The following is a 16,783-nucleotide window of genomic DNA, read 5'->3' on the forward strand; positions in this document are numbered from 1 at the left end:
CTCAGGTGTTTTCGGAGTGATGCCGCAACGATAGCACAGCATCAGAAATTTCTGACTCCTGACCCAACTCCAGCATTAGCCCACTCAAGCGCTTGACCTTGCGTCGCACGGCCTCTTCAAACACTCCGCCACGGGGTTCGATCAGGCTGAACCAGCGCTTGGCGCGGGTGATGCCGGTGTAGATCAGTTCCTTGGTCAGCACCGGGTTCAAGGCGTCCGGCAGGATCAGCGCGGTGTGGGTGAATTCCGAGCCTTGGGATTTGTGCACGGTCATGGCGTACACGGTTTCCACATCATTCAAACGGCTGGGTAGTACAAATCGCACGCCGCCTTGCCCGTCGTTACGTGGGAAAGCGACGCGCAACACCGGGTCGCCGCCGTCACTTTCGGGCAGCTTCAGGGCGATGCCGATGTCGCCGTTCATCAGCCCCAGGCCGTAATCGTTGCGCGTCATCAGCACCGGGCGGCCTTCGTACCATTGTTCGTCACCCTCGATCAGCCGCACTTTGCGCAAGGCTGCGGTGATGCGCAGGTTCAGTCCTTCCACGCCCCAAGGGCCTTTGCGCACGGCGCAGAGCAGTTGGAACGCATCGAAGGCCTGCAGCAGTTGTTGCGCCCAGTGGGTCCAGGCGAGGTTGTCACGTGGGGTGTCGAGGGCGGGACGCGCGCTGTGCAACAGGTTGAGGTAATAGCGATAACCCTCAGCGCCGTCGCCCTGCCCATCCAGCACCAGGCGTTCCAGGGCATGGTCGTGCTCACCTTTGAGGCTGACACAGAACAGGTCGCCGTGACTGCGAGCGGCCAGCAGCTTGCGGGCCTCTTCGGCGTTTTGCTGATTGACCCAGCGCGCCAGTTGGCCGATGCCGCTACCTTCGCCGAAACGCCGCGAGTAACGCAGCATTACCACTTGCTGAGCCAGGGGATGGCTGCCGTCGAGGTCTTCTTGCAGGCCGCTGGCGTCGAGGTCTTCACCGCTGACGGCTTGCAGCCATTGGCGAGTCTGGGGGCTGTACCAGCCGGCTTCGGCGTCGCGGCACAAATCACCGAGTACGGCGCCGGCCTCCACCGAGGCGAGTTGGTCTTTGTCGCCCAGCAGCACCAGGCGCGCATGGGGCGGTAACGCGTCCAGCAGGTTGGCCATCATTTCCAGGTCGATCATCGAGGCTTCGTCCACCACCAGCACATCCAGGGGCAACGGGTTGCCAAGGTGATGGCGGAAGTGTCGGGTGCCGGGGCGACTGCCCAGCAAGCGGTGAACAGTGGTGACCTGGGTCGGGATCTTTTCCTTCACCTTTTCCGGCACTTTCAGCGACAGCACTTGCTGGCTGATGGATTCGGTCAAACGCGCGGCAGCTTTACCGGTGGGCGCGGCCAAGCGGATACGCAACGGGCTGCCGGTTTCCACCGCGGGTGCTTGTAACAGGGCGAGCAGGCGCACCACGGTGGTGGTCTTGCCGGTGCCGGGGCCGCCGGTGACGATGCTGAAAGCACCGCGCGTGGCCAGGGCGCAGGCAAGTTTTTGCCAGTCAATCACGCCATCGGGCGCCGGCTGGTCAAACAGGCCGTTCAAGCGTTGGGGCAAGTCGGCGGCGACGGCTTCCTGGGTCGCCAGGCGCAGGCGCAGAGCGGTGTCGATGCGCCGTTCGTAGGTCCAGTAACGGCGCAGGTACAGGCGTTTGCCCGACAGCACCAAGGGGCGACTGTGCGCCGACTCGCTGCCATCCAACGCCAGGGCGACCAACGGGCTGGCGGCCAGCGCATGGCACCAGTGGGCGCCATCGAGGCCGTCCAGCAACTGCGACGGTAGCAGCATGGCGCCGGTTTGCAGGTCGCCTTCGGGCGGCAGGGACAAGGCAAAGTCCGGCGCCTTGAGGGTTTCGAACAGGTCCAGACACACATGGCCGTGGCCCAGCTGGTGGCTGGTCAGGGCGGCCGCCAGCAACACCAACGGGGCGGCGTGTGGGTCGAGTTCGTGCAGGAAGCCGACAAAGGCTTTGTCCAACGCCCGCAGCCAGCCACGATCAACCCAACGGTCCAGCAACTGGAGCAGGTCAGCGGCGCGGTCCAGAGGCTCCAGCGCCTCCAGCGGTAAGGGCGACAGGCTCATAACAACACTCCTTGTTCCCAGGCGGGCTCAACCTTGGGCGGGATGGGCTTGCCCTGGAACAACAGGTCCAGGCCTTCGATCAGCTCACGCGGCGGCCGAGTAAAAAACGCGCCTCGGCTGACGGCTTGGGTGCCGCGCAGGAATACATACAGCGCGCCGCCGACGTGGCGGTCGTACTCGTAGCCCGGCAGACGCGCCTTGAGTTGGCGATGCAGTGCCAGTAGGTAAAGGACGTATTGCAGGTCGTATCGATGCTCAAGGATCGACTGTTCCATGGCCGCTTGCGTGTAGGCCAAATCGTCAGGGCCGAGCCAGTTGGATTTGTAGTCAGCCACGTAGTAGCGGCCGTCTTGTTCGAAGGTCAGGTCGATAAAGCCTTTGAACATGCCGTTGAGCAGCACCGGTTCGGCAGCCACGCGCGAGACGCCGTTATGGGTGTGCTGGCACACCAGTTTGTCGAGGGCGAGCACATCGACTTTATGGCTGGCGAACCAGAACTCCATTTCAATCTGGTACTGCTGCAGGCTGCTCAGGGTGACGTGAGCGTTGTCCACCGGCAGCGGCGTGTGCAGCAAGTGGCCGAGCCAATCGCTGAGGGTGATGATCCAGCCTTCCCAGTTGCGGCGATTGCAGCGCGCGCCGACGGCTTTTTCGATGGCGTCCGGCGTCACAGTGAAGCCTTCTTCACCCGCCCACTCCAGCAGGCCGTGAAGGAAAGTCCCAGGGTTGGGACCGCGTGGGAAACGGTGAATATCGCCGCCGGACGCCGCCACTTCACGCGGCGCGTCAGGGTCGAGGCGTTCGTCATCAAACAGCTTTTGCGCTTGTGGGCTTTCGGGCGCTTCGAGGCTGGCGACACTCATGCTTTCACCAATGCGCAAGGCGCTGTAGGACGCGATCCACCAGTTTTCGGCAGCCTTGCGTTTGGGCAGCAGCGGTGCGAGCAAGGTCGCTTGGTTGCGCGGCGGGTGGAACACGCTGTCCTGGGCCTCGGGCACGTGTGCATAGTGGATGGCCGGGCAGCCTTCCTGCAGGTCCAGCAGCCAGCGCGCCAGGCCGGCTGACTCACCCAACGCAGCACCCGCGCCGAGCAGGTAGCCCAGCGCTGACAGGTGCAATACCGAGCTGCTGCTGTTGCCGCGCTTGAGGTCGCCAACGCCAAGCCAGCAGGCGTGTTTGGCGCGGGTCAGGGCCACGTAGAACAAACGCAGATCTTCGGCCAGACGCTCGTCATCAGCCTGGGCGATCAACTCAGGCGTAGGGCGCAGGCTGACATGGGACTTGCCGTGTTCGTCGTGGTAATGCAGCGGCAGGCGACTGCCGTCCACCGGCTTGGCCGAGCAGATGAACGGCAGGAAGACCAGGTCGTACTCCAGGCCCTTGGACTTGTGGATGGTCACGACCTTGACCAGTTGCTCATCGCTTTCCAGGCGCAGGATCTGCTCTTCGCCGGCCTGGCCCGATAACGCGAGCTGTTCGGCCAAGTGGCGGATCAGCGCTTGTTCGCCGTCCAGCTCGGACGCGGCCTGTTGCAGCAGTTCGCTGAGGTGCAGCAGGTTGGTCAGCACCCGTTCGCCGTCGCTGCGGGCAATCAGGGCTTGCGGCAGTTTGAAGTCGTGCAGCAGACGGCGCAGCATCGGCAGCACGCCTTGGGTGCGCCAGATCATACGATAGCCACGGAACTGCATCACGCGGGCTTCCCACGCCAGCTCGTCCTGATTCAGACGCTCCAGTTCCGGCAGTGACAGGTTCAGGGTGACACAGGCCAGAGCGGCGCGCAGTGGGCGCTCAACGTCCGGCTCGGCGCAGGCCTTGAGCCATGCCAGCAGGTCGTGGGCCTCCTGGGCGGCGAACACTGAGTCCTTGTCGGACAGGTACACGCTGCGCACACCGCGGGCGGCCAGCTCGGCCCGCACGGCTTGGGCTTCCTTGCCGTCGCGCACCAGAATGGCGATGTCTGACGGCAGTAAGCCGCGAAAGCTGTCGTCCGGTTGTAGGAATCCGGCCGTACCCTGCTGGCCACCGTTGAGCAATTCGACGATCCGCGTGGCACACGCGGCGGCCAATTGCTGACGGTACACGGCATTGGAAACAGGCTGGTCGGTGGGCAGGTGCCAGAGGTTCATCGCTGGCAATGTTTGACCATCGACCTGCAGCTTTTCCTTGCGGCCTTGGGATAGCACCGCGTGGAACGGCACCGGGTTTTCGCCTGTCGGCTCGCGGAACAGGAACGCGCCCCGGCCCGTTTCTGCGCGCTGGAACACATGGTTCACCGCCTCGACCATCGCATGGCTGGAACGGAAGTTGGTGCCCAGGGTGTGGTGACGCCCAGTGGTGGACTGGCGGGCGCGCAGGTAGGTGTAGATGTCGGCGCCACGGAACGCATAGATCGCTTGCTTGGGGTCGCCAATCAGGAACAGGCCACTGTCGAGGTGGTTGTCTTCGATGCGGTAAATGCTGTCGAAGATGCTGTATTGCACCGGGTCGGTGTCCTGGAATTCGTCGATCAGGGCCACCGGGAATTGCTCGCGGATCACGCTGGCCAGGCGCTCGCCGCCCTCTGCGTGCAGGGCAGCGTTGAGGCGGATCAGCATGTCGTCGAAACCCATTTCGGCGCGACGGCGTTTTTCTTCTTCGAAGCGTTTGCCCACCCAGCCGGCGGCGTGTTGCAACACGGCGGCGTCAGGGGTTGGCAGGGCGTCGAGAGCGGCTTTGAGGCCGGCCATGGCCTCGATGCCGGGGTGCTGCGGCGGGTCGCCCTTCCAGGCTTCGGCCATACCGTCGGGGGTCAGGCGGGTGAAGCCGGTGCCGATGTCCAGTTGCTCAAGGGTTTCATCCGCAGCCCAGGCACCGATTTTTTCGAACCAGGGCTCAAAGTAACGCGCTTGCATCTTGCGGCCGTCGACGGCTTTGGCGACCACGGCTTGCAGGCAGATATCGCGCAGCTCTGCTGCCCATTGCTGCCAAGGTGCCTTGAGTTGTATCAGGGCTTCTCGGCGCTCTTGCAGACAGGCGTTGATCAGTTCCGCTGGCTCACGGGTTTCATTTGCAGGCCGTTCGCTGCCAAACAGTGCGCGCACCCGAGGCATCAAGGCTGCGGGTCCGCCCCAATTGTTACGCACCCAGTTGAGCGCATCGTCATGCATCGGGTAACAAAACAGCCGCCAGTAGTCGCGCAGCACTTCGCCAAGCAGGTCGCTGTGGTCGGTTTCCAGGGTTTGGGTGAACAAGCTGCCACTGTCAAATGCGTGTTCGCGCAGCATGCGCTGGCACCAACTGTGGATCGTGGAAACCGCCGCTTCGTCCATCCACTGAGCGGCGATGTCCAGGCGGTTGGCGCAGGCGGACCATTGCTCGGGCAGGTATTGCGCGCGCAGGTCAGCGATCAACGCATCAGGTTGTTCAATCTCATCGCGGAAGAAGCGTGCGGCTTCGGCCAGGCGGATACGGATACGCTCGCGCAGTTCTTTGGTGGCGGCATCGGTAAAGGTGACGACGAGGATTTGCGGTGGCAGCAACTCGCGACCGAACCCGGACTCCTCACCACCATGACCTAGCACCAGGCGCAGGTACAGTGCGGAAATAGTGAAGGTCTTGCCGGTGCCGGCGCTGGCTTCGATGAGTTGGCTGCCGCGCAGCGGGAAGGCCAGGGCCAAGGGTTTGCTGCTCATGCGCCGGCCTCCTCGCCTGTGAGTGATCGCCATGGGGCGTTGATCAGTGGTCGATACAGGGTTTCGCACCAGCCTTCGAATTCTTCGCTGGCAATCAAGGCAGCGTAATCAGGGAATTGCCGGGTGAGCGCCGGGGTTTCGCGGCGTTCGCCGTCGGTGGTCAGGCCGTCGCCTTCATAGGCTTTGCTCGCTGCGGCGTGGGCTTTGGCCGGGTCGGTTTGGCTGAGCCAGGCGAAGGCGGTTTTGACGGCGACCGGCAGTGGTTTTCTCATTGCGCTGTGCCAGGCCAGCAGCAGGTTGCGGAGGATTTCCTGGGCGGCGGGTTTATCCAGCGGCGCCAGTAGCAACGTGTCGTCACTGGCCACCAAACCGGTGCTCAGCGGCAGGCCACAGGCGCACGCCACCACATGGTTGACCCAAGGACGGATCAGACGATGCCACTTGCGTGTCTTGATCGACCCGATGCTATTGGGGATGGCGGTGACACTCAGCAATCCGCCATCACTGCGTCGATGCAGGCCGCTGATCCAGCCTTCCAGCGCAATGCCTTGATGCTCAAAACTGATCGGTTCGGCGCCGGAGTGCGGAGTGGGCCAGAGGGCCAGCAACTGTTGGTAGCGTTGCAGCAGGCCGGGCAAGGGCTCGATCAGTTCGTTGCGCAAGCATTCGCCGAAACCGACCATGGGCAGCAGGCCACTCCCCTGCAGACGCAAGGCCTGGGCGTTAAGGGCCAGGTCGAGGTGATCGGGTTGGGACAGCGCTGCATTCAACAGGCTGTCGCTGAGGCTGTAGCGTTGCAGCGCATCGAGGACGAAGGGTTCTTCATCGGCCAAGGGTACTTCGGCCGCCTCGAAGAATACTTTCAGGCGCTGGCTGAAGAAGTGTTTGACCGGGTTGCGTAGGAAATCTTGCAACTGGCCGAGGCTCAGGGGTTCTTCCTGATGGTGTTGTGCCAGATCGTCTTGTTCAGGCGTCGCGACCTGCATTTCATGGAGTAACTGCCATTCGCGAGCGTAGCTGAACAGTGGATCGCCCGCGTGGAAGTAGCGGGCGCTGAAGGGTTGGAGTGGGTGCTCCTGGGTCATCGCTTCGAGCAGTGGTTGTTCTGCTTGTGCGTTATGCCAGCCGCTGGCGATATGGTCGCGCAGTTGGCCGATCAGGACGGAGGCCGGGCGCTCGCTGTTATCGCGGATGCTGCGGCCGACCCAACTGATGTAGAGCTGGTCGCGGGCCGACAGGAGGGCTTCGAGGAGCAGATAACGGTCATCTTCGCGGCGCGAACGGTCGCCGGGCCGGTAGTCGCTGCCCATCAGGTCGAAATCCAGCGGGGGTTGGGCGCGTGGGTAATCGCCGTCGTTCATACCGAGCAGGCAAACCAGCTTGAACGGTATCGCACGCATCGGCATCAAGGTGCAAAAATTGACAGCACCGGCGAGGAAACGCTGGGATAGACGACCCTGATCCAGGCCGGCGAGCCAGGCTTCGCGGACTACGGTGAGCGGTAACTCGTCCTGCAGGCCAACTGACTCGCAGGTTTCCAGCCAGGTTTCTCTGAGCTGCTCAAGCTGCCCCAACAGGAAATCGTCGTGCTCACTGCTGGGCAGAAAGAACAGTTGCATCAGGCGTTGCAGACGTTCGCCCCATTCGTGGGGAGCCGCTGGTTGTGACAGGGCCTGATGGGCATCGCTGAGCGCGTCGAGCAACGCTACTAGCGGGCCGATCAAGGCCGCATCGAGCCCACCGATTTCGTCGTAAGGCTCGATGCCTTCGCAGGCAGCACCGGTGCCAACGGCATAACCCAGCAGCATACGGCGAAGGCCGAAACGCCAGCTGTTCTGCTCCAACTCGCTTGGCAAACCAAGGCCAGCGCGTTGTTCGGCGTTGAGACCCCAACGGATGCCAGCACCTTCGATCCAGCGGTGCAAGGTAGGTAGGTCCCGTTCCTTGATGGCAAAGCGTTCGCGCAAGGCCGGGACATCGAGCAGATCAAGAACTTCGCTGACGGGGAAGCGGCTGTCGGGGAGTTTTAACAGGTGTTCGACGGCGATCAGCAAAGGGTCGCGGCCACGTTGGCCTTGGTCGGTCAGGGTGAAGGGGATGAAACGTGGATCGTTTCTTTCCAACTGGCCGAATACTGCACGGATATGCGGCGCGTAGCTGTCAACGTCGGGGACCATGACGATGATGTCCCTTGGGCGAAGCGTGGAGTCGGCGCTGAAACGTTGGAGCAACTGGTCGTGGAGGATTTCTACTTCGCGCTGGGCGCTGTGGGCGATGTGGAAGCGGATTGAGGCGTCACGCTCCAGGTCGACGGCGGGCCACAGGTCGCGAGTCTCACTGAGTGGGCGCAGTTCGAGGATATCGTCCTGGAGTTGGTTGAGCAGCGTGGTGGGTTCGCTGTCGCTGAACAGATCGATGCGTCCATCACGGAAGGCAGCGCGGTAACTGTTGGGATCGTCGTAACTGTCCAACAGGCTGATGTAGTCGCGGCCTTGTTTGCCCCAGGCGGCGAGAAGCGGGTGGGCGTGCTGGTGCAGGGTCTGCGGGTCGATGGTGACCGGCATGCCGGCTTTGCGCGCTTGGCGTTTGTATTCGTTACGCAGTAGGTCTTTGTCGGCGACGATGTCGGACCAATGGTGCCGACAAGGGTTGTGCACGCACAGCAAGACTTGGCTGAAACGGGCCAGGCCGGCCAATGCTTCGAGTGCTTGAGCGGGCAAAGAAGAAATCCCGAAGACAATCACCCGCGAAGGCAAGCCCTTCGGCGCCTCTTCAAGGGTATTGATATGTTCGATAAAACGCTGGTGAACGCCAGCGCGGCTTTCGGCCATGCCCTCTTCACCGACATCCAAGAGCAGCGCGCGCCATAGCTCGGCTTGCCAGCAATTGGCAGGATTGAGCGGCTTGGATTCCCCTCGACCATTGCGCAATTGGTGGCGGCCGGCGGCCCAGTCTTCCAGCCAGTCGGCACGGTAGACCTGATATTGGTCGAACAGATCGGCCAGGCGTTCCGATAGCTGGTAGCGTTTACGCAGGTCTGTGTCGTTAGTCAGAAAGCGCTGCAATGGCTCGAAGTGCTGTTGACCGATGAGTTCAGGGAGCAGGCGCATCAGGCGCCAGGTGAGCGGAGCTTTATCGAGCAGGGACTTGGGAGGAATTTCGTCACGTCCCAGGACCATGCGATAGAGCTGCCACATAAAGCTGCCAGGGAGCTGAACATTGATGGCGGCGGCGATTCCGCAGCCGCCCATGTCGTCGTCTTCCGGGTCTTCAGCCAGGGCCAGTTTGAGCCACTGAGCAATACCGTTGCTTTGTACCAGGGCGATTTCGTTTTCCAGGGGCGCCAGGGGGTAACGGCGCATCCAACTCACCACCAGGCTGCGCAGTTCGTCCAGCCGGTTGCCGTGAACGACCATGAATCCAGCACTGAGGGACGTCGCACCCGGCATAACGGCTTCCTTGGGAAAAACAATATCGAGGTATGGACTTTAGCACTGAAGGTGGCCGAGATGACCGCCTCAGCCTTTTCCCAGCGCCCAAAACAAAACCCCATCTGCTTTCGCAAATGGGGTTTCGGAATTTAATCTTGACGATGACCTACTCTCACATGGGGAAACCCCACACTACCATCGGCGATGCATCGTTTCACTACTGAGTTCGGGATGGGATCAGGTGGTTCCAATGCTCTATGGTCGTCAAGAAATTCGGGTACTGAGTCGCGGCCTGTTGGCCTCGCTTCAGCAAATTGGGTATGTGATAACTTTCGGTGTCTTGTGAGCGTCGAACTTTCGGTTCATCTCGTCTTCACACACCGCAATCTGGCCTTTCGACGCAAATTGCTTGGGTGTTATATGGTCAAGCCTCACGGGCAATTAGTATTGGTTAGCTCAACGCCTCACAGCGCTTACACACCCAACCTATCAACGTCGTAGTCTTCGACGGCCCTTCAGGGAACTCAAGGTTCCAGTGAGATCTCATCTTGAGGCTAGTTTCCCGCTTAGATGCTTTCAGCGGTTATCTATTCCGAACATAGCTACCCGGCAATGCCACTGGCGTGACAACCGGAACACCAGAGGTTCGTCCACTCCGGTCCTCTCGTACTAGGAGCAGCCCCTCTCAAATCTCAAACGTCCACGGCAGATAGGGACCGAACTGTCTCACGACGTTCTAAACCCAGCTCGCGTACCACTTTAAATGGCGAACAGCCATACCCTTGGGACCGGCTTCAGCCCCAGGATGTGATGAGCCGACATCGAGGTGCCAAACACCGCCGTCGATATGAACTCTTGGGCGGTATCAGCCTGTTATCCCCGGAGTACCTTTTATCCGTTGAGCGATGGCCCTTCCATACAGAACCACCGGATCACTAAGACCTACTTTCGTACCTGCTCGACGTGTCTGTCTCGCAGTCAAGCGCGCTTTTGCCTTTATACTCTACGACCGATTTCCGACCGGTCTGAGCGCACCTTCGTACTCCTCCGTTACTCTTTAGGAGGAGACCGCCCCAGTCAAACTACCCACCATACACTGTCCTCGATCCGGATAACGGACCTGAGTTAGAACCTCAAAGTTGCCAGGGTGGTATTTCAAGGTTGGCTCCACGCAGACTGGCGTCCACGCTTCAAAGCCTCCCACCTATCCTACACAAGCAAATTCAAAGTCCAGTGCAAAGCTATAGTAAAGGTTCACGGGGTCTTTCCGTCTAGCCGCGGATACACTGCATCTTCACAGCGATTTCAATTTCACTGAGTCTCGGGTGGAGACAGCGCCGCCATCGTTACGCCATTCGTGCAGGTCGGAACTTACCCGACAAGGAATTTCGCTACCTTAGGACCGTTATAGTTACGGCCGCCGTTTACCGGGGCTTCGATCAAGAGCTTCGCGTTAGCTAACCCCATCAATTAACCTTCCGGCACCGGGCAGGCGTCACACCCTATACGTCCACTTTCGTGTTTGCAGAGTGCTGTGTTTTTAATAAACAGTCGCAGCGGCCTGGTATCTTCGACCGGCATGAGCTTACGGAGCAAGTCCTTCACCCTCACCGGCGCACCTTCTCCCGAAGTTACGGTGCCATTTTGCCTAGTTCCTTCACCCGAGTTCTCTCAAGCGCCTTGGTATTCTCTACCCAACCACCTGTGTCGGTTTGGGGTACGGTTCCTGGTTACCTGAAGCTTAGAAGCTTTTCTTGGAAGCATGGCATCAACCACTTCGCTAACTAAAAGTTAGCTCGTCATCAGCTCTCGGCCTTAAGATCCCGGATTTACCTAAGATCTCAGCCTACCACCTTAAACTTGGACAACCAACGCCAAGCTGGCCTAGCCTTCTCCGTCCCTCCATCGCAATAACCAGAAGTACAGGAATATTAACCTGTTTTCCATCGACTACGCTTTTCAGCCTCGCCTTAGGGACCGACTAACCCTGCGTCGATTAACGTTGCGCAGGAAACCTTGGTCTTTCGGCGTGGGTGTTTTTCACACCCATTGTCGTTACTCATGTCAGCATTCGCACTTCTGATACCTCCAGCAAGCTTCTCAACTCACCTTCACAGGCTTACAGAACGCTCCTCTACCGCATCACTTACGTGATACCCGTAGCTTCGGTGTATGGTTTGAGCCCCGTTACATCTTCCGCGCAGGCCGACTCGACTAGTGAGCTATTACGCTTTCTTTAAAGGGTGGCTGCTTCTAAGCCAACCTCCTAGCTGTCTAAGCCTTCCCACATCGTTTCCCACTTAACCATAACTTTGGGACCTTAGCTGACGGTCTGGGTTGTTTCCCTTTTCACGACGGACGTTAGCACCCGCCGTGTGTCTCCCATGCTCGGCACTTGTAGGTATTCGGAGTTTGCATCGGTTTGGTAAGTCGGGATGACCCCCTAGCCGAAACAGTGCTCTACCCCCTACAGTGATACATGAGGCGCTACCTAAATAGCTTTCGAGGAGAACCAGCTATCTCCGAGCTTGATTAGCCTTTCACTCCGATCCACAGGTCATCCGCTAACTTTTCAACGGTAGTCGGTTCGGTCCTCCAGTTAGTGTTACCCAACCTTCAACCTGCCCATGGATAGATCGCCCGGTTTCGGGTCTATTCCCAGCGACTAGACGCCCTATTAAGACTCGCTTTCGCTACGCCTCCCCTATTCGGTTAAGCTCGCCACTGAAAATAAGTCGCTGACCCATTATACAAAAGGTACGCAGTCACCCAACAAAGTGGGCTCCCACTGCTTGTACGCATACGGTTTCAGGATCTATTTCACTCCCCTCTCCGGGGTTCTTTTCGCCTTTCCCTCACGGTACTAGTTCACTATCGGTCAGTCAGTAGTATTTAGCCTTGGAGGATGGTCCCCCCATATTCAGACAAAGTTTCTCGTGCTCCGTCCTACTCGATTTCATGACTAAGAGATTTTCGCGTACAGGGCTATCACCCACTATGGCCGCACTTTCCAGAGCGTTCCGCTAATCTCAAAGCCACTTAAGGGCTAGTCCCCGTTCGCTCGCCACTACTAAGGGAATCTCGGTTGATTTCTTTTCCTCAGGGTACTTAGATGTTTCAGTTCCCCTGGTTCGCCTCTTACGCCTATGTATTCAGCGTAAGATAACCATCTTATGATGGCTGGGTTCCCCCATTCAGACATCTCCGGATCAAAGTCTGTTTGCCGACTCCCCGAAGCTTTTCGCAGGCTACCACGTCTTTCATCGCCTCTGACTGCCAAGGCATCCACCGTATGCGCTTCTTCACTTGACCATATAACCCCAAGCAATCTGGTTATACTGTGAAGACAACATTCGCCGAAAATTCGAATTTCTCAATTAAGAGAACTCACAAATTTTACCTTAGCCTGATCCGTTACCAGTGAAAGTAACGTTCAGTCTATCTTTCTATCACATACCCAAATTTTTAAAGAACGATCTAATCAAAGACTAGAAATCAACATTCACCATCATCACAATGGAATGCTCATTTCTAAGCTTTCAACAAACAGAAGCAGTAGTGGTGGAGCCAAACGGGATCGAACCGTTGACCTCCTGCGTGCAAGGCAGGCGCTCTCCCAGCTGAGCTATGGCCCCGTATTTCTACAGGCGTTTCCCACACAAAATTGGTGGGTCTGGGCAGATTCGAACTGCCGACCTCACCCTTATCAGGGGTGCGCTCTAACCAACTGAGCTACAGACCCAATTTCGAGCTGCTAAGGCCGACCTCACCCTGCTCTTTACCACAGAGCATGGGGTGCGCTCTAACCAACTAAGCTACAACCCTATTTAGGCTGCTTCTTTATCGTCTTCTTCAATGAATCAAGCAATTCGTGTGGGAACTTATGGAGCAGCTGATGTCGTCGATTAAGGAGGTGATCCAGCCGCAGGTTCCCCTACGGCTACCTTGTTACGACTTCACCCCAGTCATGAATCACACCGTGGTAACCGTCCTCCCGAAGGTTAGACTAGCTACTTCTGGTGCAACCCACTCCCATGGTGTGACGGGCGGTGTGTACAAGGCCCGGGAACGTATTCACCGCGACATTCTGATTCGCGATTACTAGCGATTCCGACTTCACGCAGTCGAGTTGCAGACTGCGATCCGGACTACGATCGGTTTTATGGGATTAGCTCCACCTCGCGGCTTGGCAACCCTCTGTACCGACCATTGTAGCACGTGTGTAGCCCAGGCCGTAAGGGCCATGATGACTTGACGTCATCCCCACCTTCCTCCGGTTTGTCACCGGCAGTCTCCTTAGAGTGCCCACCATTACGTGCTGGTAACTAAGGACAAGGGTTGCGCTCGTTACGGGACTTAACCCAACATCTCACGACACGAGCTGACGACAGCCATGCAGCACCTGTCTCAATGTTCCCGAAGGCACCAATCTATCTCTAGAAAGTTCATTGGATGTCAAGGCCTGGTAAGGTTCTTCGCGTTGCTTCGAATTAAACCACATGCTCCACCGCTTGTGCGGGCCCCCGTCAATTCATTTGAGTTTTAACCTTGCGGCCGTACTCCCCAGGCGGTCAACTTAATGCGTTAGCTGCGCCACTAAGAGCTCAAGGCTCCCAACGGCTAGTTGACATCGTTTACGGCGTGGACTACCAGGGTATCTAATCCTGTTTGCTCCCCACGCTTTCGCACCTCAGTGTCAGTATCAGTCCAGGTGGTCGCCTTCGCCACTGGTGTTCCTTCCTATATCTACGCATTTCACCGCTACACAGGAAATTCCACCACCCTCTACCATACTCTAGTCAGTCAGTTTTGAATGCAGTTCCCAGGTTGAGCCCGGGGATTTCACATCCAACTTAACAAACCACCTACGCGCGCTTTACGCCCAGTAATTCCGATTAACGCTTGCACCCTCTGTATTACCGCGGCTGCTGGCACAGAGTTAGCCGGTGCTTATTCTGTCGGTAACGTCAAAACAATCACGTATTAGGTAACTGCCCTTCCTCCCAACTTAAAGTGCTTTACAATCCGAAGACCTTCTTCACACACGCGGCATGGCTGGATCAGGCTTTCGCCCATTGTCCAATATTCCCCACTGCTGCCTCCCGTAGGAGTCTGGACCGTGTCTCAGTTCCAGTGTGACTGATCATCCTCTCAGACCAGTTACGGATCGTCGCCTTGGTGAGCCATTACCCCACCAACTAGCTAATCCGACCTAGGCTCATCTGATAGCGCAAGGCCCGAAGGTCCCCTGCTTTCTCCCGTAGGACGTATGCGGTATTAGCGTCCGTTTCCGAACGTTATCCCCCACTACCAGGCAGATTCCTAGGCATTACTCACCCGTCCGCCGCTCTCAAGAGAAGCAAGCTTCTCTCTACCGCTCGACTTGCATGTGTTAGGCCTGCCGCCAGCGTTCAATCTGAGCCATGATCAAACTCTTCAGTTCAAACATCTTTGGGTTTTTAAGAAACCCTAAACTTGGCTCAGCAATCGTTGGTTACATCTTTTGATTTCTCGCGGAGTAACTTGTGATGCTGATAATCTTGTTGACTATCAGTCTGACTCCACAAGCACCCACACGAATTGCTTGATTCAGTTGTTAAAGAGCGGCTGGTTAAGATCTTTCGTCTCAACCGAGGCGCGCATTCTACAGCAGCCTCATTTGCTGTCAAGTGATTATTTTCAGAAGCTTTCGAAGATTTCTTCAACAACTTCAACCACTTGCGCTTCAGATCTCTCATCAGCGGGAGGCGAATTCTACAGCGTTACACGCTGCTGTCAACACCTCTTTTTCAACTTCCTTTTGGCTTCGATGAACTGAAGCAACTTGCTGCCGAAAACTGCGTAACTCATTGTTTACCAAGGAGTTTTCCGTTTCGACTGCGCCGGAAGTGGGGCGAATTATAGGCTTCCAGAATCTGCGGTCAAGCGTTAATTACGTTTTTTCTGCAGAAGGTGCTTTTTTCGTAATAAGCCTAGGGATTCGGCGCATTACCGCAGGTATACGCAATGCCAGCAGCAGCGCACCTATAGATGCATAGATTGCCCACTCCTTCAGGTCAGCCCGCACGATCCACAACATATGCAGCAGCCCAAGCCCAAGAATCACGTAGACCAAGCGATGCAGCTTCTTCCAACGATTTCCCAGTCGACGCTGGCTATAGCGATTAGACGTCACCGCCAACATCAACAATGACAAGAAACCCAACGTACCCACAATAATGTAAGGCCGCTTACGTAGCTCAACTCCAAGCTGCGACCAATCAAGGCCCAGAACAAATACACAATAGGCCGCCAGATGCAGCACCACATAAGCAAAGCACCACAACCCAAGCTGCCGGCGCACCGCTATCCACCCCGCCCAGCCGCTCAACTTTTGCAGCGGCGTCATCCCCAGCGTGATCAGCAGCAGGATCAACGTGCCCAACCCCAGCCGATCAACCAGCACCTTTCCCGGATCTGGACCCAAGGCAAAATTCCACGCTTCATATAGCCATATCAACGGCCACACTGCCGCCGCTATAAAAACGCCGATACGCCAGACGGGATAACGCATCAGTAGTTCTTCCGCAGATCGAGGCCAGCATATAAAGAAGCAACCTCCTCCGAGTAGCCATTGAACATCTGCGTCTCACGCACATTCGGACTGAATAGACCACTTGGCAGACGACGCTCCCGTGCCTGGGTCCAACGTGGATGGTCCACGGTAGGGTTCACATTCGCATAAAACCCATACTCGTCCGCGGCAATGCTCTGCCAGGTGGTTTTCGGCTGCTCACTCACAAGACTGATCCGCACGATGGACTTCACACTCTTGAAACCGTACTTCCAAGGCACGACCAGACGTAACGGTGCACCATTCTGATTGGGCAGCTCGCGCCCATACATGCCAACGGCAAGAATCGCCAAAGGATTCATCGCCTCATCCAGGCGCAACCCCTCTACATAAGGCCAGTCGATCAAGCCAAAACTCGAACGCTGACCAGGCATACTCTTGGGGTCCTGGAGGGTTTCAAAACGAATGTACTTAGCCTTGGAGGTCGGCTCAACTTGCTTGAGCAAGGCAGAGATCGGAAAGCCCATCCACGGTATGACCATCGACCACGCTTCGACACAGCGCAGCCGGTAGATCCGCTCTTCCAACTGATAGGGCTTCATGAAGTCTTCCAGGGCATAACGCCCCGGCTTGGCAACCTCACCATCAATCACAACACTCCAGGGTTCGGTCTTGAGCGAACCCGCATTCTTCGCAGGATCGCCCTTGTCAGTGCCAAACTCATAAAAGTTGTTGTAGTGGGTTGCGTCCTTGAACGGGGTGATAGCTTCACCTGCAACCGTAACCGCCTGCCATTTCGTGCCTGGCAGCTTGTCAGCAAACCAGCCCGGCGCCTTCCCCGGCTCAACATCGGCATAACGCGCAGCCTCATCCGCACTGGCCCAGCGTGGCAAGCTACTGGCGGCGATACCGGCAAGCGCACCACCGAGCAAGCTGCGGCGAGAGAGGTAGAAAGATTCAGGGGTGACGTCCGACTCGTGGCAATCGGACGCTTTAGGCAATTTGATTAACATGGCAACTC

General features: G+C 57.8%; 5 protein-coding genes, 2 tRNA genes and 3 rRNA genes. All 10 read right to left on the minus strand.

Features of this window, described 5'->3' with window-relative positions:
- Nucleotide 1: 1 nt before the first annotated feature.
- Nucleotides 2–2,107 (minus strand): exodeoxyribonuclease V subunit alpha, encoded by a 2,106-nt coding sequence (gene recD, locus DNK50_RS27180; RefSeq protein ID WP_112196746.1) that lies wholly within the window; start codon nt 2,105–2,107, stop codon nt 2–4.
- Nucleotides 2,104–5,778 carry an exodeoxyribonuclease V subunit beta gene (gene recB, locus DNK50_RS27185; RefSeq protein WP_112196747.1) on the minus strand — a complete coding sequence of 1,225 codons (3,675 nt, stop codon included), beginning with the start codon at nt 5,776–5,778 and terminating at the stop codon, nt 2,104–2,106. Before recB ends, recD begins: the two co-directional genes overlap by 4 nt.
- Nucleotides 5,775–9,227 carry an exodeoxyribonuclease V subunit gamma gene (recC, locus tag DNK50_RS27190; RefSeq protein WP_112196748.1) on the minus strand — a complete coding sequence of 1,151 codons (3,453 nt, stop codon included), beginning with the start codon at nt 9,225–9,227 and terminating at the stop codon, nt 5,775–5,777. Before recC ends, recB begins: the two co-directional genes overlap by 4 nt.
- Before the next feature lie 135 nt (nt 9,228–9,362).
- Nucleotides 9,363–9,478, minus strand: a 5S ribosomal RNA gene (gene rrf / locus DNK50_RS27195).
- Between the two features lie 151 nt (nt 9,479–9,629).
- Nucleotides 9,630–12,521: ribosomal RNA gene (locus tag DNK50_RS27200) — 23S ribosomal RNA — on the minus strand.
- A 247-nt stretch (nt 12,522–12,768) separates the two neighbouring features.
- Nucleotides 12,769–12,844: transfer RNA gene (locus DNK50_RS27205), tRNA-Ala, on the minus strand.
- A 30-nt stretch (nt 12,845–12,874) separates the two neighbouring features.
- Nucleotides 12,875–12,951 (minus strand) — tRNA-Ile (locus tag DNK50_RS27210).
- Between the two features lie 164 nt (nt 12,952–13,115).
- Nucleotides 13,116–14,652 (minus strand): 16S ribosomal RNA (locus DNK50_RS27215).
- The 16S, 23S and 5S rRNA genes sit together here with 2 tRNA genes alongside, the layout of an rRNA operon.
- 489 nt (nt 14,653–15,141) lie before the next feature.
- The gene (msrQ, locus tag DNK50_RS27225; protein ID WP_112196749.1) at nt 15,142–15,762 is read right to left on the minus strand and encodes a protein-methionine-sulfoxide reductase heme-binding subunit MsrQ; all 621 of its coding nucleotides are present in this window, start codon (nt 15,760–15,762) and stop codon (nt 15,142–15,144) included.
- The gene (gene msrP / locus DNK50_RS27230) at nt 15,762–16,775 is read right to left on the minus strand and encodes a protein-methionine-sulfoxide reductase catalytic subunit MsrP (protein ID WP_099584824.1); all 1,014 of its coding nucleotides are present in this window, start codon (nt 16,773–16,775) and stop codon (nt 15,762–15,764) included. Before msrP ends, msrQ begins: the two co-directional genes overlap by 1 nt.
- Nucleotides 16,776–16,783: the final 8 nt, after the last annotated feature.

This window comes from Pseudomonas sp. LG1E9, assembly GCF_003290225.1.
GTDB classification, from domain to species: domain Bacteria; phylum Pseudomonadota; class Gammaproteobacteria; order Pseudomonadales; family Pseudomonadaceae; genus Aquipseudomonas; species Aquipseudomonas cyclaminis.